Below are 24593 nucleotides of genomic sequence, written 5' to 3'. Positions count from 1 at the left end.
GGGTCAGCTCACCAGTCCGGTCATGACGGCCACGGGTACGGAGACGAAGCCCAGGGTCAGCACCACGGCGAAGCCGTTGGCGAGGGGCTTGAGGACGCGGTCGCGGGCTGCGGTGCCCACGCCCAGGGTCTGGGCGGCGCTCCACAGTCCGTGCCGCACGTGGAAGCCGACGGCGACCACGGCGACGATGTAGATGACGTTGCCGTACCAGGTCGAGAAGGTGTCGATGATGTTCTGGTACGGGTGCAGGTGCTCATAGCCGCCCGGGTGCACGGTGCCCGTCGTCAGGTCGAGGATGTGCCAGACGATGAACAGGGCGATGATGATGCCGCCCCAGCGCATGGTGCGGGTGGCGAAGCTCGCCTCGCGCTTCTTGTGCACGTACTTCGTGGGGCGCGCCCGGATGTCGCGGCGGCTCAGCTGGTACGCGGAGGTGGCGTGCGCGACAACCGCGGCGACGAGCACCACGCGGATGAGCCAGAGCGTCCACTCGTAGTGCATGAAGGGCTCGCCGACGGTGCGGAGCCAGTGCGCGTAGTGGTTGATCTCCGCGGGGCCGAAGAAGATCTTCAGGTTCCCGATCATGTGCACGACCAGGTAGAGCAGCATGATCACGCCGCTCACCGCCATGACCGTCTTCTTGCCGATGGTCGAGTCCCACAGCGTGCGGGTCATGGACGGCCGTTTGTCCGTCCGCGTTGCCAGAGCCATGTCAGAGACGCTACGGCCGAAAGTCCCGATCGGTCCAAGAGATGGTTCAGCTCATCTCCATAGCCAGAGCCTATTGACCATCGTATCGTTCGACCATGCAATTCCAGCAGCTGCAGTATTTCGTCGCGGTCGCCGAGGCCCGGCACTTCACCCGGGCCGCGGAAGAGGTGCACGTATCCCAGCCCTCCCTCTCCCAGCAGATCAGGGCCCTCGAGAAGGAACTGGGCGCCGAACTCTTCAGCCGGGCGCGCGGCAACATCACCCTCACCGACGCGGGCGAGGCGCTGCTGCCGCTGGCCCGCCGGATCCTCGCCGACGCCGACACCGCCCGGATCGAGGTGCAGGAACTGGCGCAGCTGCGCCGCGGCCGCATCCGCCTGGGCGCGACGCCGAGCGTGTGCACGGGGCTGCTCCCGGACGTGCTCCGCGCCTTCCACGACCGCCACCCCGGCATCCAGCTCCTCATCGAGGAGGGCGGCTCCCACGACCTCGTACGCGAACTGGCGCGCGGCGCACTGGACCTGGCCCTGGTCGTACTCCCGCTGCCCAGCCCCTCACCGGCCCTGACCACCGTCGAGCTGCTGCGCGAGGACCTGGTCGTGGTGTCGTCACCGGAGTCGCGGAGCCTGGGCCGCTCGGTACGGATCGCGGATCTGCAGGGCGAACGCCTCGTGATGTTCCGGCACGGCTACGACCTGCGGGAGCTCACCGTCAACGCCTGCCGCGCCGAGGGGTTCGAGCCCGAGTTCGCGGTGGAGGGCGGCGAGATGGACGCGGTGCTCGGATTCGTACGGGCCGGGCTCGGGGTGGCGGTCGTGCCGCGCATGGTCGCGGAGCGCTCGGGCGCCGACCTCAGGATGACCCCCCTGGCGACCCCGAGCCTGCACCGCACGATCGCGCTCGCCCACCGCAGCGATGTGGCGCCGCCGCGGGCGGCGCGGGAACTTCAGCGGATGCTCGTCGAGCGCTGAGTCTCCCCGCGGTGGTGGGGTGGTCCTACAGTGGCCCTTCCGGTGGCGGGAGGGTAGGGCGCCCATGCCGATGGTGCGACGCGTGGCCGGTGCGGTGGTGCGTGCCCTCGCGCTCCTCGTGCTGTGTGCGGTGGTGGTGGGGTGCGCGGTGTGGGGAGCGGACCGGTGGGGGGATGCGGCGCGACGGCAGACCCTGGCGGAGTCGCGCGCCGAGGTGGCGGCCCCGGTACCCACGGACGAGTCGGACGCCACCGACTTCCCGAACGGTCCGGAAGACATCGTGCCGCTGCTCCCCGACCGGGACGCCGTCGGAGACATCTCCGTCCGTGTCCGCCGCGTCGGCGCGGGCGACGACTGGCGGATCACGTCCGTGTACCGGTTGAGCCTGAACGCGAAGGACCCGCTCGTCCCGCAGCTCAGGGCCGATCCCGCTCGCATCGCCGAGGTGCTGTACATCGTGCCGGGCGGATACGCGACCGCCGAGCCGGTCGGCCGGCTGGCCGCCCTCCGGCGGGACGGGCCGCGCAATCTGGCCGGGCTCCCCACGTGGTGCACCGTCAGCCAGCCAGCCGGGAACGGGCGCGTGCGCGTCAGCGCGGAACAGCGCACCATCGCCCGCGACGCGCCGCCCGGCGCCTCTCTGGCGCAGTACAACCTCGCCCAGCGGGTCCCGGACGGCGCCGAGGGCATCGTGCCGCGCCTGCCGGGCCGCTGGACCTGGCACCTGGACGTCCCCCGGGAATGGGGACTCAGCGTCGACGGCCGACCGGACCGGCAGACCGCGGGCTCGGTCCGCTTCCACCTCACCCCGAGCCGGGGGACCGCTGCCGTGACCGCCTCATTCCTCGAGGTCGCCGAGGCGGGCCCGGAGGCGTCCACCGACGACACGGCCGTCGCGGGCTCACGGCACCAGGCGCTGCTCTGCCTGCTCGTCCTGTTCCTCGCCGCGGGCGGCACCCTCACCGGACTGCGCCGCGCCCCGGGCGACGCGGCCGGGACCCGGCGGCGCCGGCGGACCGTCGTCCTCGGCACGTGGCTGCTCCTGTCCACGGCGCTGGGGGCCCTGCTGTGGGACCTCTACCAGCCCAACTGGAGCGTGCTCGGCTGGATGACGGCGTCGATCGTGTTCGACAGCGACAACCTGAGGGGGCAGACCCTGCCGATAGAGGCACGGGTCCAGGGCGTGCTCCTGGGTGTCCTGCTCTTCGCCCTCCCCGTCCTCGTCACCGCCGCCGGGTACCGCTCGCGCACCTCGCTGCCGCCCCCCGTGGGCACCGTCCTCGCCGTCGCCGCTCCCGCTCCGGCACTCGTGCTCCTGGCCTGGATCATGGGGGGCCGCGACTGGACAGGGCCGGTCGTCACCTGTCTGGTGTGCGCCTCGCTGGCCGCGGCCGCCACTTTCGGCTTCCTGCAACTCCTCACCTCAGGACAGCAGTTGCGCCCCTGGGCCGCCCTCCTCGCCGTCACGGTCTGGGCCGGGGTCGCCTCGGCCGTCGTACTGCAGGCCCTGCCCCGGAACCTGCAGAGGCCGTTCCCCGACGAGACCCTCACCCACCTCGCCCTGATCGCGAGCTGGGCCGCCGTCTTCGTGGCGCTCATCCCCTGGGTGGCGGCCGTGCTCCTGCTGGGCGGCGGGCCGCTCCCCCCGGCAGCCGCGACGGGGCCGCGCCGCGTCGTAATCGGCGCCGTGCTCCTCACCGCACTGGTGCCCTGGTGGACTCCGCTGCAGGGGCTCCTCGCGGACGGCTCGCCCGCCGTCACAGGTCTGCTGATACAGCTGACGGGCCAGAGCCCCGGCGACCAGATCATCCTCGGCCTCCGCGTCATGGCGCCCGCCCTCCAGACCGGCTGGCTCGCCTGCACCGCCCTCCTGCTGCTCCGCCTGCGCAACACCGGTACAGAATCGGGCACTTGGGCTCCCACCGCACGCGGAAGGTGCGCCGGACTCCTCGTGCTCGCCGCGGCCGCGACCGTCATCGGCGCCCCCGAGGCCTGGATGCCCCACTGGACCACCGCCGCCGCCCTGTGCACGGCCTGGGCAGGCGGTCTCCTGCTGCTGCCGCCGGGCCGTGCCGAGCAGGCCGCACGGCTGCACGCCCTGTCGGGCGCCGACCACGCCCGTCTGGTGACCTCGCTGGCCCGCGCCCTGCTCTTCGCCGAGGGCCGGCACCGCTTCCTGACCTCGTCCCGGGCCACGCTCGCCGACGCCTCACTGCCCGCGGACAGCTGGGAGGAGAAATGGCGCAGCCTCAAAGACCCCACGTCCGAGGACACGGCACGCGAGACCACATCACTGCGGGCCGCCGCACTCGGCGGATCGGCCGGCCGCTCCGCCTGGAGCAACGGCCTCACGGCCGCGGCGGCCACCGCACTGCTCACGCTGCCCTGGACCACCCGGTCCGCCTGGCAGGCGCACGGCTACAGCGGGCTCCCCGAAGCCGTCACCGTCGCGGGCGGGCCGACCTGCGTATGGCTCGCGCACGGCTTCACCTACGGCTATCTGTATCCCTGGCTGCGGGGCAACGGGCCTGTGGCGAAGGCGGGTTGGATGTGGGTCGCGCTGACGCCCGTACAGCTCCTGCTGCTCGTGCCGAAGCTGCAGATACCGTCCGAGCCGAACACCCTGACGGTGTTCCTGCTGCTCGCCCAGAGCGCGGTCATGGCACTCGGCCTCGGCCTTTACTGGGAGATCCGGCTCGTCCGCAGAGCGGATCTCCTCTGGGGGCACATCCGGAACTTCCGGCGGCTCTCCTCGCTCGCCACCCCGGTCAGCGCCGTCCTCGTCGCGGCGATCGCCGCGGCGGTGACCGTCCTCGCGACCGCCTGGGCGAACAACGTCACCGCTCCCGTCGAGACGCCGAGTCCTTCCTCGTCGGCCCCGTCGGCCACACCCGCACCCGACGCTCCCCCGTGAGCCCCTCGGGGCCACGCGCCGTCAGCTGATCGCGTCCGCGAGGGCCAGCTCGTGCAGCTGGTCCGGCGGGCCGGGCCGCGCGTAGTACCAGCCCTGCGCCGTGTCGCAGCCGAGCTCCCGCAGCTGGTCCGCCTGCGCGCCCGTCTCGACGCCCTCGACGGTGACCGCGAGGTCGAGGCTGTGGGCGAGCGCGACGATCCCCTCGACGATCTTCAGGTCGACCGGGTCCGCGGGGAAGTGCTGCATGCCCTGGGTGAACGAGCGGTCCAGCTTGAGCACGCTCACCGGCAGGCGACGCAGATTGGCGAGGTTCGAGTAGCCCGTGCCGAAGTCGTCGAGCGCGATGTCGACGCCCATCTCGGCGAGCCTGCGCAGCGGCTTGAGCAGATCGTCGTCGGCGCCTATCAGCGCGGACTCGGTGACCTCCAGGCAGAGCGCGCCGGGCTCCAGGCCCTCGCGCTCCAGGATGTCGACCGTGTCGGAGACGAGGCCGGGGTGGGTGAGCTGCATGGGCGAGAGGTTGACGTTGACGCGCAGCGGTCCGGCGTCGGTGTGCCGGGCCTCCCACAGGCGGGCCTGGCGTACGGACTCCTCGAGGACCCAGCGGCCGAGCGGCACGATCAGGCCGGTGTGCTCGGCGAGCGGAATGAAGCGGTCCGGGCCGATGACACCGTGCTGCGGGTGCAGCCAGCGCACCAGCGCCTCGGCGCCGCGCACGCTGCCGTCGCCGAGGTGCACCAGCGGCTGGTACTCGATGAAGAACTCGCCGCGCTCCAGGGCGGCGGGCAGCGCGGTGGTCAGCCCGTGCCGGGTGATGGCGCGGGCGTCGGCCTCGGGGTCGGCCAGCTCGTAGCGGTTGCCGCCCGCGGACTTGGCGCGGTACATCGTGATGTCGGCGCTGCGCAGGACCTCCGCGGCGCCGCGCTCGCCCGCCGGGCCCTCCACGATGCCGATGCTGCCGCGCACGGTCAGCTCGCGTCCGTCGACGCGGATCGGGGTGGCGAGCGCGTTCATGATGCGGCCCGCGAGCTCGTCCACCTCCGTCTCGGTGTCGGGGCCTGTGGTGAGCGCCACGAACTCGTCGCCGCCGAGCCGGGCCACCATCTCGCCGGGGGCGGTCGCGCAGGACTGCAGCCGGTCGGCGACCTCGACGAGGAGCCGGTCGCCCGCCGCGTGTCCGAGGCTGTCGTTGACGGTCTTGAAGCCGTCGAGGTCGAGGTAGCAGAGGCCGAACCGGGCGGTGGTGCCCGCCGCGAGGGCCTTGTCCAGGCGCTCGAAGAACAGGGTGCGGTTGGGCAGCCCGGTGAGCGCGTCGTGCGTGGCCTCGTACCGCAGGCGGAGGTTGAGCAGCCGTCGCTCGGTGGTGTCCTCCATCAGCGCGAGCTGGTACTGCGGCTGGCCGTCCGCGTCGCGCAGCAGGGAGACGGTCAGGTTGGTCCACAGGACCGTGCCGTCGGGGCGGTAGAAGGCCTTCTCGACGCGGTAGTGCTCACGGTCGCCGCGTACGAGTTCCTCGTAGAGCTTCCAGACGTGGGGCGAGTCGTCGGGGTGCGTCCACTCCCCCACGTTGCGCCCGCGCAGCTGGTGTTCCAGGCCGCCGAACATGCGGATCAGCGCGTCGTTGACTTCAAGGACCGTGCCGTCGAGGGCCGCGATCCCGATGCCGATCGCGGCGCCGTGGAAGACGGCGCGGAACCGCGCCTCGCTGGCGTGCAGGGCCTCGGCGACGGCGCTGCGCGCGCTCAGCGCGGCCCGGGAGATCGCCTCCTGCTCGGCGAGGGTGCGCTCCCGCAGGGCCTGGGCGAAGCCTGCGGCCATCGCGTGCTGGATGCGTGCGGAGCGGGCGCGCAGCTCTTCCTGGGGGCCGTCGCCGCCGCAGTAAAGGACGAGGTAGGCGTCGACGCAGTCGAGCGTGCGGCTGAGCGCCTCGGGGTCCGTGCAGTGCGTGCCGATGAGCGCGGCGCCGACGGCCTGGCTCTCCGCCGCGTCGAAGATACGTGCCTGCAACGCACCGCTCAACCGCCGCGCGAGCGGCACCAGTTGCTGCTCGAACTCGGGACGGGTCAGCGAGGTCGCCGTCACGGGAAAGATCGCGCGGCTCCAGATGGTGGCGAACCGGCGGATTCTTCCCTCGGGTCCGTCCTGCTCGCCGCTCAACGCTTCCGTCCCACGCCGGCGAATCCCGAGAAGGAGTAGGGATCCTCCTCCTCGGGCGCGGTGTCGGGCCGCCAGTGCGGCATCGGCACCAGACCGGGTTCCACCATGTCGTATCCCTCGAAGAACCGCGCGACCTGGTCGCGCGAGCGCATGATCAGTGGATTGCGGATGTCCTTGTATACACCGACCGTCCGGCCGGCCTGCTCGGGGGGAACCGGGATCCCTTCGTACGAGGCGTGGCTGACGATCACGAGGCTGCCGGACGCGGTTGCGTCCCGCAGTTCGGCAACCGCCGCGTAAGGATCGTACGCGTCCTCGACGAAGTGCAGTACGGCGACGAGGAGAACGGCGACCGGGCGGTCCAGGTCGAGGACGTCGGCGACCTCCGAACTGCCCAGAATGTCCCGGGGCTTGCGCAGGTCCCCGGTGACGGCCGAGGTCCCTTCGGTGCCTTCGAGCACGGCCTGGCTGTGCGCCACGGCGACCGGGTCGTGGTCCACGTAGACGACGCGGGCGTCGGGGCTGGCCTGCCGCGCCACCTCGTGGACGTTGCCGAACGTCGGGATGCCGGAGCCGATGTCGAGGAACTGCGTGACGCCCTGCGCGACGGCGTGCCGCACCGCACGCCGCATGAAGGCCCGGTTCGCCTGCATGATCTTCGGCAGTCCCGGCATGGAGTCCATCGCCCGGCGGGCCGCCTCCCGGTCCACCTCGAAGTTGTGCGAGCCGCCCAGGTAATAGTCGTAGATGCGGGACACGCTGGGCATCGAGATGTCGATGCCGAGCGGGGCCCAGGCGGGACGCTCCATCAAGACTCCAAGGCGTAGGGGGTGGCGCAGGCGATCCGGTGTTCGAGGGTGAGGCTACTGATCGTCCGCCAAGGGAGCGAGTCAAAACGGAAATTGGTCGTCCGTTCTCGGTCACTGCCTTTGGCAAGTGCCTTGTCGCACACCAGGCACCGGCCCGCCCCCTCCCTGTGATATGGGAGGAGACGGGCCGGTCTGTCCGTACGCCCCGCGGACTACTTCGCGGCACCCACCGGCTTCCCCTGCGGGCTCGCGGCATACCAAGTACCGCCCACGCCCTGGCCGTTGGTGTCGCCGGGCTTCTTGTCCCCGGCGAAGGTATACAGCGGCCAGCAGTCGATCGTCTGCTGCTTCGCGCCATCCGGCCGGTTGAAGACGATGAAGCCCTTCTCGAGGATTCCTCGAGTGTCGTTCTTGGCCACCGGCGCCACGACCGGCCACTTGTCGAGGCAGGCGCCGGTGCACGCCGACTTCATCGGCCAGGCCGAGTCCTTCGTGAAGCGGTAGACGGTCATGCCGTTCTTGTCGACGACGATCTCGCCGAGCTTGGCATCCTTGCGGGTGGACAGTCCCGCCCGGTCGACGGGGGCCGGGTCGGCCGCCGCGGGCGCCGCCTTCTTGCCGTCGGGGGCCGCGGCGTACCAAGTGCCGCCCACACCCTGCCCCTTGGCGTCGCCGGGATCGGCGTCCTGCGCGTACCGGTACATCGGCCAGCCGTCGATGGTCAGCTGCTTGGTGCCGTCGGCTGCGGTGACCTCGCCGAGCAGGGACTCGTCGACGCCCGGCGCGGCCTTGGCGCCGTCGGCGACGACGGTGGGCCAGGTCTTCAGGCAGGCGGCGTCGCAGTTGGACTTGGGCGGCTGGGCGGTGTCCTTGTCGAACCGGTAGAGGGTGAAGCCCGCGCTGTCGGTGACGACCTTGCCGAGCTTCTTGCTGTCCCACACCGCGAGCTGGCCCGCGGGCTTCGCCTTGGCCCCGGCGCCCTTGTCCGCGGCATCGGAATCCGATCCGTAACCGTCGTCCGAGCCGTAGTCGCCGTCCTTCGCGGGCGCCTGGTTGCCCACGTTCTGCCCGTTCGGGGACTGGTCACCCTTCTCCTGGCCGCACGCCGCCGTCAGCGCCAGCAGGGCCGCAGCCGTCGCTACGAGCGAGGCGCTCCGCCAGGCCCGGGGGGAAACCCCACTATGATGCCGCATCCTTGACTCCCACTGTCCGCAGAGGTGTTGTGGCGCCCGATCGCGTCACACATGGCCCTAGGTACGGGCGGGAGCGGCCGCCGCGTTCAACCGCGCCGCAAGTTTTTTTGCCGGAGCGGACGCGGCCGGCAGGTGACCGCGCGGCGTCGAACCCCCGACCGGACAGCTCCCTCCTTCGGGTCATTCCTGCGCCTCTCCGGCGTGGCAGGCGAGTTCACTGCCCATGCTCCCCGTCGTGCACGGAACTTCACGGGCCTTGTCACCCTGGGCCATACGCGTGTGGGCGTTCATCGCGCTTGCCCTGCTGCTCGGCGCCTCGTCAGCCGTCGGCGCGGCCTCCGCCGACGACTGCGCGTACGCCTCGATCAGTCAGGACGGCGGCACTTCGGGCGGTGGCGCGGTGGCCGTCGCGGGCGACGGCGACTGCCACGCCGGACCCACGCACCATCCCAAGCCTCCGAAACCGAAGCCGCCGAAACCGACGCCCCCGCCCTCGGCTCCCCCACCACCGCCGCCGCCTCCACCGCCACCGCCGCCACCGCCGCCGCCCGCTCCGGAGCCGCCCGCCCCGGAGCCGCCGCCCGCGCCCGCGCCGCCCGTCCGGCCCGCGCCGCCCCCACCACCGCCGCCCGCGCCGGCCCCCGAACCGCCGAAACCGAAGAAGCCGAAACCTTCCGTCACCCCCCGGCCCACCCCGTCCGTCACCTACCCGGCGTACCACGCCCGGCCGCACCGGCAGCAGCCGCGCGGCGGCCCGTCCCTCGTCTCGCTCACCCTGCTCATCACAGCGCCCGCGGTGCTCGCCGTCGCCGCGCTCCGCCCGCGCTGACCGCCGGAGGTCTTCATGTCGGAATGGCTTGTTCTCACCCTCGCGATGGTCGCGGCATGCGGTGTCGTACTCATCGTGACGCTGCTGCGGCACCGCAGGACCGGCGCGGACTACGACGCGTCCGAGACCCCCGACGTCATCGAGTACATGACGATGATGATCGGCGTCGTGTACGCCATCGTCCTCGGCCTGGCCATCGCGGGCGTCTGGGAGGCGCGGGGCACCGCCCAGGAACACGTGCGGCTCGAGGCCCAGGCGCTGCACGAGGTCTCCGAGCGGGCGCGGGTCTACCCGAACGACGTCCGGGACCGGATCCGCGCCGACGTCCGCACCTATGCCACCCACGTCGTCACCACCGAGTGGGACTCGATGAAGGAGAAGGGCGAACTCACCGATCGCGGAGCGGAGTTGCTGGCCCGCGTGCGGCACGACGTGACCGACTACCAGCCGAAGTCGGACTTCGAGGCGCAGGCCTATCAGCCGCTGGTCGACGCGGTGGCTGCCGCGGACGACGCGCGCAGCGCCCGCGCGGACAGTACGGGGGCGACCATGCCCGGCGTGGTCTGGTTCGGCCTCATCATCGGAGGGCTCATCACCATTGGCATGATCTTCGCCCTGCAGATCCGCCGCACCGTGCGCGAACTGGTCCTCGCGGGCATCTTCTCCGCCCTGTTCGCCTTTCTGCTCTTCCTCATCTGGGACTTCGACGCGCCCTACAGCCGCGGCATCGCCGCGACGGCGGAACCCTTCCGCGCGCTGTTCCCCGGACTGGGGGGCTGACCCGGCCCTTCCCGCGGCGCGGGGAGCCCGTCAGCTCCCCCCGCCCCGGCGGCCGAACCGCAGCCTCCACGGCGTGATCGCCGACTCGGCCTGCACCCGCAGGCTGAGCTTCGACTCGCCGTTGACGCGCTCCTCGAAGGTGATCGGCACCTCGACGATGCGCAGGCCGCGGCGGATCGCGCGGTAGTTCATCTCCACCTGGAACGAGTAGCCGTTGCTCCGCACCGACGGCAGGTCGATCGCCCGCAGCGCGGCTCCCCGCCAGGCCTTGAAACCGGCCGTGGCGTCCTTGACGCCGAGCCGCAGGACCGCGTTGACGTAGAAGTTCGCCCAGGCGGAGAGCGCCTTGCGGTGCCAGGCCCACTCGGTGGCGAGCGCACCGCCCGCCACATAGCGCGAGCCGAGGACGACCGCCACGCCGTCGGCGTTGTCGTCGGCGTCGTTGTCGTCGGCGGTGCCGTCGGGGACGTCGCCGAGAAGCGTGCGCACCATCAGCGGCAGCGCCTGCGCGGGGTGCGAGAGGTCGGCGTCCATCTGCACCACCACGTCCGCGCCGTCGGCGAGGGCGCGCGTCATCCCGGCGACGTAGGCACAGCCGAGGCCGTCCTTCTCGGTGCGGTGCAGGACGGTGACTCGCCCGGCGGACGCCTCCGCGAGCTCGTCCGCGACGGCGCCCGTACCGTCGGGAGAATTGTCGTCGACGACGAGGACGTGCAGGTTCGCCAGGTCCACATCGGCCAGCAGCGCGACGAGGAGGGGCAGGTTCTCCCGTTCGTCGTACGTGGGGACGACCACCACGATCTTCGGGGAGGCCGCGTCGGCAGCCCGGGACGCCTGTTCCACGATCATTCCCCCGTGTGGTTCGCCGTGCGGTCGGCACCACAGTACGGCCAGGGTGCGACGGTTTCCGGCCGGAGCCCGCCCCGATCCCGCCTTGACCGTGAACCGCGCTGCGCCGCGCTGCCGTACGGCGCACCCTGGTGCCATGCCCTGGCAGACACCGATCGTCGTCCACCCGCCCGCCGCCGACGGCGGACGGCGGGTCACCGTGCGCGGGCAGGACGTCGGCGTCGCCCACAGCGACGGGGAGCTGACGGAGCTGCTGCGGCGTGCGGGCATCGGTGCGGCCGACATCGCGCTCGACGATCCGCACCTCGTCGAGTGGCGCGGCACAGCGCACGCGTGGACGGACGCCTGAGGGCACCGCACCCCTCGACGGGGGACGGGTGACGGGTGACGGGCCGGGCGGGCTCCCGCCCCGTGAACAGTTTCGCCCGATTTGCCAGACTCGTCCCCCTTGTTATGGTTTTTTTCGGGCCGTGTCACAGGGGCCGTGTCACTGGGGCCGGGTCACAGGGGCCGTGTCACACGGAACCGAACGGAACGGGGACGCGCGTGGAGCGGGTGCCGATGGCCACCGGGCCGCTGGAGTGGTCACTGGTCGACGGGGCTTTCCCGCTCGCCGTGCGAGTCCTCGGCTGCCTGGCCCTCGCCGCCCTGCTCTTCTCCCGCGACCGCCGCTGGTGGACCCGGCTGCTCCCGCTCGCCGTGGTCACAGCCGCGCTCCTGACCCTCCTGGTCAAGGTCACCGTCGACGACTGGTGGCAACCCTTCCCCGACAAGCTCCCCGATGACGTGGTGGGGTGGATCGGCGTCACCCTCCTCGGGGTGTGCCTCGCCCTCTTCCGGCTGCCGACCCTGCGGTGGCGCGGCCGCGCGGGCGCCCTGCTGTCGGGGCTCCTCGTCGTCGTGCTCGGGCTCTCCGAGGTGAACATCCACTACGACAACTACCCGACCCTGCGGACCATGCTCGGCCCCCAGGACACCGTCAGCCTCAAGGACGCCACCGGCAAGAAGGAGCCGACCCTCGACGTGCCCAAGGGCAAGGCGCTGTCCCAGGTGTGGAAGGCGCCGGCCGGGCTGCCCGCCAAGGGCACCGTGTCGACCGCCTCGATCCCGGGCACGAGGTCCGGGTTCAAGGCCCGCGACGCCTACGTCTACCTGCCCCCGGCCTACCGGGCCTCGCCACGGCCGCCGCTGCCCGTGCTCGTCCTGATGGCCGGTCAGCCGGGCGCCCCGCAGGACTGGATCACCTCGGGTCAGCTGCCGGACATGATGGACGGCTTCGCCGCCCGGCACGCCGGTCTCGCGCCGGTCGTCCTGGTGGTCGACCCGCTGGGCTCCTCCTTCGACAATCCGCTGTGCATGGACTCCAGGCTCGGCAAGGTGCAGACGTATCTCGCCGAGGACGTCCCCGACTGGGCCGCCGGCCATCTCCAGACGGCCACGGACCGGGCGCACTGGTCGGTCTCCGGCCTCTCCAACGGCGGCACATGCGCCCTACAGATGGCGGTCAACGCGCCGCAGCGCTACGGCACCTTCCTGGACATCTCCGGCCAGGACGAGCCGACGCTCGGGAGCCGCGAGAAGACCGTGGACGCGGCGTTCGGCGGGGACGAGGCGGCGTTCGAGAAGGTCAACCCGGTGGACGTGCTGGCGCGGAAGAAGTTTCCCGACACGGCAGGGGCGTTCGTCGCGGGGACCGATGACTCGACGTACCGCCCGCAGGCCCGCACGGTGTACGGAGCGGCGAAGAAGGCCGGGATGACGGCCGAGCTCGTCCAGCTGCCGGGCGGGCACAGCTGGCAGGTGTGGCGCCCCGGCCTGGAGAAGCAGCTTCCGTGGCTGGCGTCGCACATCGGCCTGACGCCGTGACACCCCGACGCCTTGACGCCCTGACGCCCTGACGGCTCCCGCCGTCACGACTTCGCGCGGACACCCCCGCGCCCTGCCACACCCCCGGCCGCCACCCGGACCGCCACGCCGCCGCGTTCGCCCGACCGGCCCACACGATTGCCCCGTTCGCGCGACACGGATCGCGGCACCCTGGGTCCGTACCTAGCGTTTCGGTCATCGAGGTGCATTTCAGGCGTCAGCGGAAGAAGAGTCCGCAGCTGCTCCTCGGAGGACCCGGAGGAACATCATGCGCGCGATACGCGTCGCTTCGGCCGCTCTGCTCACCGCTTCCGCGCTTGCCGTGTCGGTCCCGGCCGCGGCCGCGGCCGCGGCCGTCCTCGACGAGGAGAACGTGACCGCGTTCGGTTTCAGCATCACTCCCACGACGATCGCCGCGGGCGGCCAGATCACCCTGAACGTCGACGGCTGCGACGGCGAAACGAAGGTCACCTCCGGCGTCTTCGACGACACCACCATCCCCAAGGGGCAGCAGTCCGCCACCGCCCAGGTGTTCTGGGACGCCAAACCGGGCGCGATGTACGAGGTGACGTTCACCTGCAACGGCAGCAACCCCGGCAGCGACAAGACCGACCTCACCATCGCCACCGGCCGCCCCGACAACAACAGCCACCACCCCGACCACAACACCCACCGCCCGGACCACGGCGTGCACAAGGGCGTCAAGGCCGGCACCGGCGGCAGCTTCGGCGGGTTCGACGCGCACGAGATCGCCCTCGGCGGCGCCCTGATCCTGGGCACCATCGGCACCGCGTACTACAAGGTGCGCCGCCGCACCGGCGGGGACCACTCCTGACCCACGCCCGGCAGCACTTCGCCCCCGGGACGTCTCCAGGTCCCAGGGACGAAGCGCTGCCACCCGTGGTGCGGAACGGGCACGCCGGGCGCGGAGCGGAAGGGGGTCGCGCCGGCCCGGCAGGACTTCTAGACCCGGTTCTCGGACCGGCGACGCATCCAGAAGACCCCGCCGCCGACCAGCGCGGCGGCGACCAGCGCACCGCCGATCGCCATGTCCGTGCCGGTGGCCCCGGAGTGCGTGCTGCCGCCCAGACCACCGCGGACACCGCCGTGGATGACGGTGAACGCGGCCGGGCGGGTCAGGGTCTTGCCCCCGCAGTGGGCCGTGATGTCGTACGCGCCGGGGCGGGCGTGCTCGTGGACGATCGCTGTGGCGCTCACCGCGCTGCCGCCCGGAATGCCGCGCAGCTCCGTGTCCGGGAAGGCGGGCGACGTGATCTTGCTGCCGGAAGACTGGCAGGACGATCCGTCGACGGTGACCGTCAGGTGGCCCCCTCGCGGGATCACGCTGGGCATCGCCACGATGTTGGTCGGGTCGGCCCAGGCGGACGCGGCCGGGGCGGCGAGCCCGACGACCCCGACGGTCGCGACGGCGACCGCTAGGGAGCGAGTGGTCCGCATACGGGATGTACGCATGGCAATCCTCCGCGGAAGACGCCCCGGGGATACCGTCCCCGGTCCATCGGCGAGAGCGCCTCCCAGACTGACCCTCAGATGTCATGCGCAGGGCCGCATTTCGGCGCTCGGCCGTCCTGGTGAGACGACACGCCGGGACAGGTCCGCGCAACCCGACATCGCCGCAGGTCACGGACCGTCAGAAATTTCCTGCCCGGGGCGACTCGGATGGCGCACCCCGCCCCTCGTGCCACCCGTTCGCTCCCGCCCTTTCGCATGCCGCGCGCCCCGCGCTTAGCGTGCTGGTACGCGCAACGGACGCGGCTCGTACGCCGCGTTGAGAGGGGATAGAGAATGCCTTCGTCCCATCCGGCCGACGATTTCGAGTTCCAGGACGTCCAGGAGGACGAAAAGCCGAAGAAGCGCGCCCCCTGGGGTGTGATGGCGCTTGTCCTGCTGACCGGCCTCGCGCTGATCCGCAATGGTTCCGGGGAATTCGACGTGGGCCCGCCGCAGCCCGCGTCCGCCGCGGCCGCGGACTCCACGCCCGACGCGTTGCCCGGCGCCCCGACCCCCCTGACGTTCTCGCCGGCCGAGCGTGTGCGCATCAAGGGAATCCAGGTGGACGCGCCGGTCATGCAGGTGGGACTGGACGACGAGGGCTGGGTCGACGCCCCGCCGGCCGACGACCCGAACCTCGCGGGCTGGTTCACCGGCGCCGTCTCCCCCGGCGAGGAGGGCACCGCCGTGGTCGTCGGCCACGTGGACAATCAGCAGGGCCCCGCCGTCTTCTACGGCCTGGGATCGCTGAAGAAGGGCAATCAAGTCGAGGTCAGGCGCAAGGACAAGAAGACGGCCATTTTCAAGATCTACGGAATCGAGGTCTTCGACAAGGCGAAATTCCCGGGCGAGCGGGTCTACGGGAACAGCGGAACTCCGGAATTGCGCGTCATCACATGCGGCGGCGGCTTTTCGAAGAAGGCCGGGTACGACGGCAACGTCGTCGTCTTCGCCCGACTGGTCGCCGTGCGCTGAGAGCCACGACTCGGGCACGGGAACCAGCCGGGTGAGCGGTCACGTCAGGTAGTGGCTCGGCAGAGTGATGCGGTAGCCGGAGTCGAGGAGTTCAGGAAGGTAGCTTCGCAGCGCCTCGACGCTGGCCGAGCGGTCGCCCCCCGCGTCGTGCGAGAGCACCACGACGCCCGGCCCCGCGCCCGCGCGCACGCGCCGCTCGATGGTCCGCGCGCCGGGTTCGGTCCAGTCGAGGGTGTCGACGGTCCAGGCCAGCGGCTCCATGCCGAACGCGGCTCCCAGTTGGAAGGCGTTGCGGTTCCACGCGCCGTAGGGGGCCCGGAACCAGGCGGGGTACTCGCCGGTCGCGTCCTCGATGACGTCGCAGGTGCGCTCGATCTCCTCGCGCATCGGCGCCCGGCCGAGGCGGGTCAGCAGCGGATGGCTCCAGGTGTGGTTGCCGATCAGATGCCCGTCGTCGGCCATCTCGCGCAGCAGGTCCTTGTTGTCGACGGCCATCTCTCCGCAGACGAAGAACACCGCGCGGACGTCGTGCTTGCGCAGCGTCCGCAGGATGCGCGGCGTGTAGCGCGGGTCGGGCCCGTCGTCGAAGGTCAGCACCATCGACCGGTCGCGCCCCGGCATGCGCAGGATGGGCGCCTTGCGCACCCGGGGCAGGGCCCGTGCGGCGCGCGGGGGCCCGTATCCCGCCATGGGCTGCAGACGGTACGCGGAGGGCCTGTGGGCCCGAGCGGCCTGCGGGCCCCCGGCGGGCGTGCCCGCGGAGGCGGTGGGCCGCGGGGCGTCGGACCGGCCCGTGTCCGCGCATCCCGAGGCCGCGCCCAGGCCGAGAACCGCGGCGGCACGGAGCAGGACCCGGCGCCCCGGCGTCAGCTGATCATCTTTCATGACCAATCCGTCGCATGGCCGAAGGCCCGCGCGGAACACCAACACCGGGGCGGCCGCCGAAAGCACCCGATCAGACGCGGCGGACGAGGGGGAAGGGCAGCGTCTCCCGGATGGTGAGGCCGGTGAGGAACATGACGAGCCGGTCGACGCCGATGCCGAGGCCGCCGGTGGGCGGCATCGCGTACTCCAGGGCGTCGAGGAAGTCCTCGTCGAGCTCCATGGCCTCGGGGTCTCCCCCGGCGGCGAGCAGCGACTGCGCGGTGAGCCGCCGACGCTGCTCCACGGGGTCGGTCAACTCGCTGTAGGCGGTGCCCAGTTCGGTGCCGAAGGCGACGAGGTCCCAGCGCTCGGCGAGCCGCGGGTCGGTGCGGTGCTGCCGGGTGAGCGGGGAGACGTCGGTCGGGAAGTCCTTGTAGAAGGTGGGCAGCGTCGTCTTCTCCTCGACGAGCCGTTCGTACATCTCCAGGACGACGTCGCCGCGGCCGTCGTCCGCGGTGTACGGGACGGCGGCCCGGTCGCAGTGCCGGTGCAGGGCCCCCAACGGGGTGTCCGCGGCCAGCTCTTCGCCGAGCGCCTCGGAGATCGCGCCGTACACGGTCTTGACCGGCCAGGGCCCGGAGATGTCGTGCTCGACGAGCCTGCCCCCGGCGTCGGCCTTGCGGGCGACGGGGGAGCCGAACGCGGCGGTCGCGGCGCTTTGGATGAGTTCGCGGGTGAGGTCGAGCATGACGTCGTAGTCGGCGAAGGCCTGGTAGGCCTCCAGCATCGTGAACTCGGGGTTGTGCTTGTAGGAGACGCCTTCGTTGCGGAAGGTGCGGCCCATCTCGAAGACCTTCTCCATGCCGCCGACGCAGAGCCGCTTGAGGTACAGCTCGGGGGCGATGCGCAGGTAGAGGTCGAGGTCGTAGGCGTTGATGTGGGTGGTGAAGGGCCGGGCGTTGGCGCCGCCGTGGATCTGCTGGAGCATCGGCGTCTCGACCTCGAGGTAGCCGCGGTCGAGGAGCCCCTGACGCAGGGCCTGTACGGCGGTGGAGCGGGCCCGCACCACATCGCGTGCGCCGGGGCTCGCGACCAGGTCGAGGTAGCGGCGGCGGACCTTGGCCTCGGGGTCGGTCAGGCCGCGGCGCTTGTCGGGCAGCGGGCGCAGGCACTTGCCGGTGAGCCGCCAGTCGGTGACGAAGACGGTGAGTTCGCCGCGGTCGCTGGTGCCGACCGTGCCGGTGGCGGTGATGTGGTCGCCGATGTCGGTGCCCGCGGTGAAGCGGTCCAGGACGACGGGGCCCGAGGCGTCGCGGGAGAGGGCGAGCTGCAGGTCGCCCGACCAGTCGCGCAGTACGGCGAAGACGATGCCGCCGAAGTCGCGCAGGAGCATGACGCGGCCCGCGACGGTGACCCGCAGCCCCGTCGTGTCCCGGGTGACGGCGGCCAGCTCGTGGGTGCGCGGGGGCAGGCCGACCGGGTAGGGGTCGATGCCCTCGGCGCGCAGCCGGTCGAGCTTGTGGTGGCGGACGCGGATCTGTTCCGGCAGCTTCGACATGGGGTCGGCGGCGGCTTCGTCCCGGCCCGCGAGGCCGAGCGCCGCGATCGACGGCAGGCCCTCGGTGGTCGTGGGCTGGCTGACGCCGCGGGGCTTGTGGCCCTTGCCCCACAGCTTGCGCAGGGACGGTACGGAGACGAAGCCCTCGGCGATGCCCGACGCCAGGCTGATGCGGGCGAGGGCGCCGCTGTCGCCGTAGCAGATGAAGCGCGGGTACCACTCGGGGTGGTACTTGGCGTTGGAGCGGTAGAGGGCTTCGAGCTGCCACCACTTGGAGAAGAACAGGAGCAGCTTGCGCCACAGCCGCAGTACAGGTCCCGCGCCGATGCGGCCGCCCTCCTCGAAAACCGAGCGGAACACCGCGAAGTTCAGGGAGATGCGGCGCACCCCGAAGCGGGGCGCCGCGGCGCAGAGCTCGGCGACCATGAACTCCATGACGCCGTTGGGCGCGCTGCGGTCGCGGCGCATCAGGTCCAGGGAGACGCCGTCCCTGCCCCAGGGGACGAGCGAGAGCAGCGCGAGGAGCTTGCCGTCCTCGCCCAGGGCCTCGACCAGGAGGCAGCCGCCGTCCTCGGGGTCGCCGAGCCGGTCGAGCGCCATCGAGAAGCCGCGCTCGGTCTCGGTGTCGCGCCAGGCGTCGGCCCGGTCGATGATCTCCTCCATCTCCTCGTCGGTGAGGGTGGAGTGGCGGCGGACCCGGGCGGTGGCTCCGGTGCGGCGGACCCGGTTCACGGCCTGCCGGGTGACGCGCATGTCGCGGCCGTCCAGGTCGAAGTCGGCGACCTGGAGGATCGCCTCGTCGCCGAGTTGCAGCGCGCCGAGCCCGGCGCGGGCGTAGGCGGTCGCGCCGTCCTCGGACGCGCCCATGACGGCGGGCTGCCAGGCGTACTGCCGGGCCACGGCCAGCCAGGCGCCGATCGCGTGCGGCCAGGCCTCGCGGTCGCCCACGGGATCGCCGCTGGCCAGGCAGACGCCGGTCTCGACGCGGTAGGTGACGGCGGCCTTGCCGCTGGGCGAGAAGACGACGGCCTTGTCGCGCCGGGTGGCGAAGTAACCGAGCGAGTCCTGCGCTCCGTAGGCGCCGAGGAGTGCGCGGATCCGGGGTTCCTCGTCGCCGTGCAGGGCGGCTTCCATGCGCTGGGAGCGGAAGAGGGTGGCGGCCGCGTTCAGCAGGGCGAGGGCGCCGAACAGGCCGAGCCAGAAGTAGAGGCCGCGGGGCGGTGCGCCGTCGAAGTAGTCGTGGCCGTGGATCAGTCCGCCACAGACGCGGTTCGCGGCCCACAGCAGCCGCTCCTCGCGCACCAGCGTGCCCGGGAACAGCTCCACCAGGCCCCAGCCGAGCAGGATCGCGGCGCCGAGGCCCGCCACCAGGACCGCGAGGGCCCGCCGGAGGGCGGCGCGCCGGGAGTCCGCGGAGAACTCCTTGCGGGCGAGGATCAGCAGCACGAAGGCGATGCCGCAGACGACGAAGGAGGGCAGCGACTCGGCCCAGAAGCCGAGGGCGGCGCCGAGCACGTCGAAGGCGAGGAGCAGGCCCAGGTAGCTGATGACGAGCCACCACGCGACCTTCTTGCGGGCGGCGGTCGCGGCGGCGAGCAGGAAGAGGAAGACGGCGTACGCGAGGTTCGGGCTGACCGGGACCGTGACGAGGTCGAGGGCGCGGATGACCGGCATGAGGAGGCGGCGCAGCGGGGCGATCACCGCGAGGACCGCGCAGAAGACGCCGAGGGTGCCGAAGAAGGCGGCGAACCCTTCCGGGACGCGGCCGAGGAAGCCGTGCCGGGTGCGCGTCCGCTCGCCGGCCTCGGGCTCCTCCGTACTGACCGTCATGGTCACGACTGTAGGAAGAGCTGGGCCGCCGCGCGCGTCGAGCGGGGCGTGCCGCGGTCACGGACGCCCGGAGCACATGCGGTATGACTGCCTCCGCTAACCTCTCGGCGTGAGTGAAGATCAGTCCCAGCAGTTCGAACGTGGCACCGACGGGCCCAAGGTGATCGTCGTCGGAGTCGACGGCTCCGATTCCTCCTTGCGGGCGGCGGCCTACGCCGGGGGCCTGGCCCGGCGGCAGCGGGCCCTGCTCGCCGTCGTGTACATCCAGCCGGTGCTCGCGGCGGGCGCGGCGTTCGGCGCCCCGGTCGCCGAGACCACCGACGAGATCGCCGAGGGGCTGATCGCGGAGATCCGGTCCGCGACCGAGCGGGTGAGGGGGATATTCGACGTCCGGTGGGAGTTCCACACGTTCCGCGGTGACCCCTACACCGGTCTGGTCACCGCCGCCGACGACCTCAAGGCCGACGCCGTGATCGTCGGCGCGTCCGAGCAGGCGGGCCACCGCATCGTCGGCTCGGTCGCCGTGCGGCTGGTGAAGGCGGGCCGGTGGCCGGTCACCGTGGTGCCGTGACCGGCCGACGAGCCGCGCTAGCCAGTGGCTGCTGACGTGGCGGCCTCCCCCGCGTCCGCCGGGGCGGGCTGACCCGGCACCTCCGGCCGGCGCCCGGTGGAGGGCCGCGTCAGCCAGAGCACGCACCCGGCGCCCGCCAGCGCCACGGCCCCCGCGGTGAGCGCCAGCGTGTTGTGGCCGGTGGCGAACACGGCGTGCAGCGTGTGCTCGAACGACGCCCGCTGCCCCGCGGGGACGGCCCCGGCCAGCGTGTCGGCCCCGCCGCCGGACAGGCTCTGGGCCGCTCCGTGCGGATCGGTGACCTCGTCGTCCAGGGAGCGGGTCATGGTGGAGACGGCAAGGGTGCCGAAGGCGGCGACCCCGAAGGCGTAACCGAGTTGCTCGAAGGTGCTGTACGTGCCGCTCGCCATCCCGGCGCGTTCGGGCGGCACCGAGCCGAGCGCGAGCGAGGCGGCGACCTGGAAGACGAGCCCCATGCCGAGGCCGCTCAGGGCCAGGCCGCCGACCAGGACGGGCCACCCGGAGTCGGCGCCGAGGAAGCCCTCGGAGGCCACGCCCAGACCGGCCAGGGTCAGGCCGAGGGTGGCGCCCACGCGCGGCGAGGGCCTGGGCATCCACCTGCCGCTCACCACCGCCACGAGTGCGGCGGCCGCCGCGTGCGGAAGGATGACGAGCCCCGCGCCGACGGGCGAGAGCCCCTGGACGGACTGCAGCCACATCGAGGTGTACGGCAGGATTCCGTACACCGCGCCCTCCCCCACCGCGATCGTGATCATCGCCGCGGTGAAGGCCGGGCGGCGGAACAGGGCGAGGTCGAGCAGCGGATGCGTCCCGCGCCGCTGCACGGCCAGGAAGACCACGAGGGCCACGAGCGCGCCCGCGAGCGGCAGCAGGGTCGTCGCCGAGGTCCAGCCGTGGGCGTGCGACTCGGTCAGCGCGTAGACGAAGCCGCCCGCGGTGAGGGCGAAGAGCACCACTCCGGGCAGGTCCAGGCGGCGCGCCCCGTCCCGTACGCGGGGCGAGCGGGGGATGTAGCGGTACGTCATCGCCAGCGCGAGCACGGTGACGGGCACGTTGACGTAGAAGATCCACCGCCAGTCGAGTGCCTCGGTGAGCAGGCCGCCAAGGACCGGCCCGAGCGCCGCCGCACTGGAGGCCACCGCCGCCCACACCCCGAACGCCATGCCGAGGCGGCGGCCCGAGTATAGGGTGCTGATGAGGGACAGCGTGGTGGCGAACATCGCCGCCGCGCCCAGGCCCTGGACAAGGCGGGCGGCGATCAGCCAGGCCATGCCGGGGGCGAGCGCGCACGCCACCGAGGCGAGGGCGAAGACGACGAGGCCGACCACGTACACGCGGCGCCGCCCGTGCAGGTCGGCGAGCATCCCGGCGCCGAGCAGCGCGGCGGCCACCGCGAGTGCGTAGCCGTCGGCGACCCACTGCAGTTGTGACAGCGAGGAGCCCAGCGACTCCGACATGGACGGCAGCGCCACAAGAACGATGGTGACGTCGATGAGCAGCATGAAACTGCCCAGACAGACGGCGGCCAGCGGCCCCCAGATACGCATGACACGGACTCCCGGAGAGCAGGGGAAGGAGCAGGACCCGGTCACTTTCGAGGCGCCGCCGGTCACCGTCCAAGCCGTACGCTGCGTTGTGGAGGATTCCGGCACCGAGGAGAGGCGACGCGGTGGATTCCAGCGCTCTGGCAGAGTTCGACCACCGGCTGCTCGAAGCCCTGCAGCACGACGGCCGGGCTCCCCTCAGCCGTCTCGCCCGGCGGTTCGACGTCTCCGAGCGCACCCTGGCCCGGCGCTACCAGCGGCTGCGAGGCCTCGGCCTGCGCATCGTGGGGCACCCCAACCCCGTGCGCCTCGGCCTCGTCCGCTGGCTGCTGCGGCTGCACTGCACCCCGGACGCGGCGAGCACGATCGCCGAGGCACTGGCCCGCCGCCCCGACACCAGCTGGGTCACCCTCGCCTCCGGCGGCACCGAGATCACCTGCGCCGTGAACACCCGCAGCGCCGACGAGCGCAACGCCCTGCTGCTGCAGAAGCTGCCCCGTACGCCCAAGGTGCTCTCCGTGAGCGCGCACTGCATGCTGCGGATCTTCATGGGCACCACGAGCACCTGGCACGCGACCCGGTTCCGCACCCCGGAGTCGGCGGCGGTGGATTCCGGCACCCCGGACGCGCCACCCCTGTCCCTGGACGCCACCGACCGCGCCCTCTTCGCCGAGCTGGCCCGCGACGGCCGCGCCACCCTGCCCGACCTCGGCAAGGCCACCGGGCGCTCACCGTCCAGCGTGCAGCGCCACCTCGAACGGCTGCGCGCCGAGGGCGCCTTGAGCTTCGGCGTCGACTTCGACCCCCAGCTCCTCGGCTACCACATGACCACCCAGCTCTGGCTGAAGGTCTCCCCCGCCCATCTGCGCACCGTCGGCGAGAGCCTCGCCGCGCACCCCTCGACGGCGTTCGCCGCCGCCGTCACCGGCACCTCGAACCTCGTGGCCAGCGGGGTCTTCCGCACGCCCGTCGAGTTGTACGACTACATCGACCGGAGCATCGGCCCGCTGCCCGGCATCCAGAGCATCGAGACCTCCCCCACCCTGCGCGAGGTCAAGCGGCTGGCCCCCGCACTGCCCTGAGAGCCTGTCTTTGAACGACGGCCCGCCGCAAGAACCCCCGGGCGCCCGGGGTGTGGCGTCTTCCGTACCGGCCCGAGCTGGGCCATCATGATCCGCCATCAGCCGACGCCGTCTGCGAAGAGGTGGAGCTCATGTCGGGACTCCGGATGGGACAGGGCGTACTGCGCCGCAAGCCCATCGAGCACATCGAGGAGACGGAGGCGGGCGGCGGTCTCGCCAAGTCGCTCGGGCTCTGGCAGCTCACGGCGATCGGTGTCGGCGGCATCATCGGTGCGGGCATCTTCAGCCTGGCCGGCGCCGTCGCCAACGGCACCGCGGGGCCCGCGGTACTGATCTCCTTCCTGATCGCGGGCGTGGCGAGCGCCGCCGCCGCCTTCTCGTACGCCGAGTTCGCGGGCATGATCCCGAAGGCGGGCTCGGCGTACACCTACGGCTATGTGGTGCTCGGCGAGCTGACCGGCTGGTTCATCGGCTGGGACCTGCTCCTCGAGTACACCGCGATCGTCGCGGTCGTCGCGATCGGCATCTCCGGCTACTTCGGCTTCCTGGTCGAGGAGCTGGGGGCCGAGCTGCCGAACTGGATGATGGGCGCGCCGGGCACCGGCGACGGGCACAAGGTCGACCTGTTCGCCGCGGTGCTGTGCCTCTTCATCGCGTATCTGCTCACCCTCGGCATCAAGAACGCCGCGCGCTTCGAGATGATCGTGGTCGTGCTGAAGGTGATCGTGGTGATCGTCGTCATCGCGGTCGGGTTCTTCCACATCGAGACCGGCAACTACGATCCGTTCTTCCCCTACGGGGTCAGCGGCGCGTTCACGGGCGCGGCCACCGTCTTCTTCGCCGTGTTCGGCTACGACGCCATGTCCACGGCGGCCGAGGAGTCCAAGGACGCCCAGCGGCACATGCCGAAGGCGATCCTCTACTCCCTCGCCATCTCGATGGTCCTCTACGTGCTCGCCTGCCTGGTCCTGACGGGCATGCAGAGCTACAAGGACGTCGACCCGGAGAGCGGCTTCGCCACGGCCTTCAAGTCGGTGGGCCTCGGCGGGCTCGCGGACGTCATCGCGGTGGGCGCGATCATCGGCATCCTCACCGTGATGTTCACGTTCATGCTCGGCGCCACACGTGTGTGGTTCTCGATGAGCCGGGACGGCCTCCTGCCCAAGTGGTTCGCCAAGACACACCCGACGCGGCACGTGCCGACACGTGTGACGTGGATCGTCGGGGTCGCGTCGGCCGCCATCGCCGGTTTCCTGCCGATCGGCGAGGCGGCCGAACTGACCAACATCGGGATCCTGTTGGCCTTCGTGGTCGTGTGTATCGCGGTGATCGTGTTGCGCTACAAGCAGCCGGAGCTGCCGCGCACCTTCCGCTGCCCGGGGATGCCGGTGGTGCCGGCGCTCGGGGTGGTCTTCTCGATCTGGCTGATCACGTTCTTGCAGTGGCAGACCTGGGTGCGGTTCGCGGTGTGGTTCCTGCTCGGTCTCGTCGTGTACTTCGGGTACTCGTACCGCAGGTCGGAGCTGGCGAAGACGGACCGGGCGCCGGGGGCCTGAC

General features: G+C 71.9%; 20 protein-coding genes. 11 read left to right on the top strand and 9 right to left on the bottom strand.

Going from position 1 to position 24593, the window contains the following annotated elements; genetic code table 11:
• Positions 1-3: 3 nt before the first annotated feature.
• Positions 4-711 carry a succinate dehydrogenase gene (locus ABZ953_RS09525; protein WP_361719387.1) on the bottom strand — a complete coding sequence of 236 codons (708 nt, stop codon included), beginning with the start codon at positions 709-711 and terminating at the stop codon, positions 4-6.
• Between the two features lie 95 nt (positions 712-806).
• Between ABZ953_RS09525 and ABZ953_RS09520 the strand changes: the two genes are divergently transcribed.
• Together ABZ953_RS09520 and ABZ953_RS09515 are read left to right on the top strand one after the other, a co-directional pair.
• Positions 807-1682 (top strand): LysR substrate-binding domain-containing protein, encoded by an 876-nt coding sequence (locus ABZ953_RS09520; protein ID WP_361719384.1) that lies wholly within the window; start codon positions 807-809, stop codon positions 1680-1682.
• Positions 1683-1746: 64 nt separating this feature from the next.
• A complete protein-coding gene (locus ABZ953_RS09515; protein ID WP_361719381.1) occupies positions 1747-4596 on the top strand; it encodes a hypothetical protein in 2850 nt (949 codons plus the stop codon).
• Between the two features lie 21 nt (positions 4597-4617).
• Here ABZ953_RS09515 and ABZ953_RS09510 read toward each other — a convergent pair whose 3' ends face one another.
• The 3 genes from ABZ953_RS09510 to ABZ953_RS09500 form a co-directional block, all read right to left on the bottom strand.
• Positions 4618-6753, bottom strand: coding sequence for an EAL domain-containing protein (locus tag ABZ953_RS09510; RefSeq protein ID WP_361719378.1), 2136 nt, complete (start codon positions 6751-6753; stop codon positions 4618-4620).
• Positions 6750-7562: an SAM-dependent methyltransferase gene (locus ABZ953_RS09505; protein ID WP_361719375.1), complete on the bottom strand. Its 813-nt coding sequence runs from the start codon at positions 7560-7562 to the stop codon at positions 6750-6752. Before ABZ953_RS09505 ends, ABZ953_RS09510 begins: the two co-directional genes overlap by 4 nt.
• Positions 7563-7774: 212 nt before the next feature.
• The gene (locus ABZ953_RS09500) at positions 7775-8755 is read right to left on the bottom strand and encodes an SCO0930 family lipoprotein (protein WP_361719372.1); all 981 of its coding nucleotides are present in this window, start codon (positions 8753-8755) and stop codon (positions 7775-7777) included.
• A gap of 235 nt (positions 8756-8990) precedes the next feature.
• On the opposite strand from ABZ953_RS09500, the gene ABZ953_RS09495 reads away from it, so the two are divergent.
• Both ABZ953_RS09495 and ABZ953_RS09490 read left to right on the top strand, forming a co-directional pair.
• On the top strand, positions 8991-9584 hold the full coding sequence (locus ABZ953_RS09495; protein ID WP_361719369.1) for a hypothetical protein: 594 nt from the start codon (positions 8991-8993) through the stop codon (positions 9582-9584).
• A gap of 15 nt (positions 9585-9599) precedes the next feature.
• The gene (locus ABZ953_RS09490; protein ID WP_361719366.1) at positions 9600-10364 is read left to right on the top strand and encodes a hypothetical protein; all 765 of its coding nucleotides are present in this window, start codon (positions 9600-9602) and stop codon (positions 10362-10364) included.
• Between the two features lie 30 nt (positions 10365-10394).
• Here ABZ953_RS09490 and ABZ953_RS09485 read toward each other — a convergent pair whose 3' ends face one another.
• A complete protein-coding gene (locus tag ABZ953_RS09485; RefSeq protein WP_361719363.1) occupies positions 10395-11213 on the bottom strand; it encodes a polyprenol monophosphomannose synthase in 819 nt (272 codons plus the stop codon).
• 136 nt (positions 11214-11349) lie between these two features.
• Here ABZ953_RS09485 and ABZ953_RS09480 point away from each other — a divergent pair, with 136 nt between their 5' ends.
• The 3 genes from ABZ953_RS09480 (at position 11350) to ABZ953_RS09470 (ending at position 13914) form a co-directional block, all read left to right on the top strand.
• A complete protein-coding gene (locus ABZ953_RS09480) occupies positions 11350-11562 on the top strand; it encodes a hypothetical protein (protein ID WP_361719360.1) in 213 nt (70 codons plus the stop codon).
• 212 nt (positions 11563-11774) lie between these two features.
• Complete coding sequence (locus ABZ953_RS09475) at positions 11775-13079, top strand: alpha/beta hydrolase-fold protein (protein WP_361719357.1); 1305 nt, start codon at positions 11775-11777, stop codon at positions 13077-13079.
• Between the two features lie 268 nt (positions 13080-13347).
• Positions 13348-13914: a hypothetical protein gene (locus ABZ953_RS09470; RefSeq protein ID WP_361719354.1), complete on the top strand. Its 567-nt coding sequence runs from the start codon at positions 13348-13350 to the stop codon at positions 13912-13914.
• A gap of 128 nt (positions 13915-14042) precedes the next feature.
• On the opposite strand, the gene ABZ953_RS09465 is transcribed toward ABZ953_RS09470, so the two are convergent.
• Positions 14043-14537: a hypothetical protein gene (locus ABZ953_RS09465; protein ID WP_361720131.1), complete on the bottom strand. Its 495-nt coding sequence runs from the start codon at positions 14535-14537 to the stop codon at positions 14043-14045.
• Between the two features lie 348 nt (positions 14538-14885).
• Here ABZ953_RS09465 and ABZ953_RS09460 point away from each other — a divergent pair, with 348 nt between their 5' ends.
• Positions 14886-15566 carry a class F sortase gene (locus ABZ953_RS09460; protein WP_361719351.1) on the top strand — a complete coding sequence of 227 codons (681 nt, stop codon included), beginning with the start codon at positions 14886-14888 and terminating at the stop codon, positions 15564-15566.
• Positions 15567-15605: 39 nt separating this feature from the next.
• On the opposite strand, the gene ABZ953_RS09455 is transcribed toward ABZ953_RS09460, so the two are convergent.
• Both ABZ953_RS09455 and lysX read right to left on the bottom strand, forming a co-directional pair.
• On the bottom strand, positions 15606-16451 hold the full coding sequence (locus tag ABZ953_RS09455; protein WP_361719348.1) for a polysaccharide deacetylase family protein: 846 nt from the start codon (positions 16449-16451) through the stop codon (positions 15606-15608).
• A gap of 70 nt (positions 16452-16521) precedes the next feature.
• Positions 16522-19818 carry a bifunctional lysylphosphatidylglycerol synthetase/lysine--tRNA ligase LysX gene (gene lysX, locus ABZ953_RS09450; RefSeq protein ID WP_361719345.1) on the bottom strand — a complete coding sequence of 1099 codons (3297 nt, stop codon included), beginning with the start codon at positions 19816-19818 and terminating at the stop codon, positions 16522-16524.
• Positions 19819-19927: 109 nt separating this feature from the next.
• Between lysX and ABZ953_RS09445 the strand changes: the two genes are divergently transcribed.
• Positions 19928-20389, top strand: coding sequence for a universal stress protein (locus tag ABZ953_RS09445; protein ID WP_361719342.1), 462 nt, complete (start codon positions 19928-19930; stop codon positions 20387-20389).
• Positions 20390-20406: 17 nt separating this feature from the next.
• On the opposite strand, the gene ABZ953_RS09440 is transcribed toward ABZ953_RS09445, so the two are convergent.
• The gene (locus ABZ953_RS09440) at positions 20407-21957 is read right to left on the bottom strand and encodes an MFS transporter (protein WP_361719339.1); all 1551 of its coding nucleotides are present in this window, start codon (positions 21955-21957) and stop codon (positions 20407-20409) included.
• Positions 21958-22079: 122 nt separating this feature from the next.
• Between ABZ953_RS09440 and ABZ953_RS09435 the strand changes: the two genes are divergently transcribed.
• Positions 22080-23036: an Lrp/AsnC family transcriptional regulator gene (locus ABZ953_RS09435; RefSeq protein ID WP_361719336.1), complete on the top strand. Its 957-nt coding sequence runs from the start codon at positions 22080-22082 to the stop codon at positions 23034-23036.
• 131 nt (positions 23037-23167) lie between these two features.
• Positions 23168-24592: an amino acid permease gene (locus ABZ953_RS09430; protein WP_361719334.1), complete on the top strand. Its 1425-nt coding sequence runs from the start codon at positions 23168-23170 to the stop codon at positions 24590-24592.
• Position 24593 lies beyond the last annotated feature (1 nt).

The sequence above is a fragment of the Streptomyces sp. NPDC046465 genome, assembly GCF_040646035.1.
In the GTDB taxonomy this organism is placed as follows: domain Bacteria; phylum Actinomycetota; class Actinomycetes; order Streptomycetales; family Streptomycetaceae; genus Streptomyces.
This window is presented reverse-complemented; position numbering and strand designations above follow the sequence as displayed.

Bases quoted from the DNA above. Each gene is read 5' to 3' on its own strand.
- ABZ953_RS09525 (WP_361719387.1), bottom strand. From the start codon at position 711: ATGGCTCTGGCAACGCGGACGGACAAACGGCCGTCCATGACCCGCACG.
- ABZ953_RS09520 (WP_361719384.1), top strand. From the start codon at position 807: ATGCAATTCCAGCAGCTGCAGTATTTCGTCGCGGTCGCCGAGGCCCGG.
- ABZ953_RS09515 (WP_361719381.1), top strand. From the start codon at position 1,747: ATGCCGATGGTGCGACGCGTGGCCGGTGCGGTGGTGCGTGCCCTCGCG.
- ABZ953_RS09505 (WP_361719375.1), bottom strand. From the start codon at position 7,562: ATGGAGCGTCCCGCCTGGGCCCCGCTCGGCATCGACATCTCGATGCCC.
- ABZ953_RS09500 (WP_361719372.1), bottom strand. From the start codon at position 8,755: ATGCGGCATCATAGTGGGGTTTCCCCCCGGGCCTGGCGGAGCGCCTCG.
- ABZ953_RS09490 (WP_361719366.1), top strand. From the start codon at position 9,600: ATGTCGGAATGGCTTGTTCTCACCCTCGCGATGGTCGCGGCATGCGGT.
- ABZ953_RS09485 (WP_361719363.1), bottom strand. From the start codon at position 11,213: ATGATCGTGGAACAGGCGTCCCGGGCTGCCGACGCGGCCTCCCCGAAG.
- ABZ953_RS09480 (WP_361719360.1), top strand. From the start codon at position 11,350: ATGCCCTGGCAGACACCGATCGTCGTCCACCCGCCCGCCGCCGACGGC.
- ABZ953_RS09475 (WP_361719357.1), top strand. From the start codon at position 11,775: ATGGCCACCGGGCCGCTGGAGTGGTCACTGGTCGACGGGGCTTTCCCG.
- ABZ953_RS09470 (WP_361719354.1), top strand. From the start codon at position 13,348: ATGCGCGCGATACGCGTCGCTTCGGCCGCTCTGCTCACCGCTTCCGCG.
- ABZ953_RS09465 (WP_361720131.1), bottom strand. From the start codon at position 14,537: ATGCGGACCACTCGCTCCCTAGCGGTCGCCGTCGCGACCGTCGGGGTC.
- ABZ953_RS09460 (WP_361719351.1), top strand. From the start codon at position 14,886: ATGCCTTCGTCCCATCCGGCCGACGATTTCGAGTTCCAGGACGTCCAG.
- ABZ953_RS09455 (WP_361719348.1), bottom strand. From the start codon at position 16,451: ATGAAAGATGATCAGCTGACGCCGGGGCGCCGGGTCCTGCTCCGTGCC.
- lysX (WP_361719345.1), bottom strand. From the start codon at position 19,818: ATGACGGTCAGTACGGAGGAGCCCGAGGCCGGCGAGCGGACGCGCACC.
- ABZ953_RS09440 (WP_361719339.1), bottom strand. From the start codon at position 21,957: ATGCGTATCTGGGGGCCGCTGGCCGCCGTCTGTCTGGGCAGTTTCATG.
- ABZ953_RS09430 (WP_361719334.1), top strand. From the start codon at position 23,168: ATGTCGGGACTCCGGATGGGACAGGGCGTACTGCGCCGCAAGCCCATC.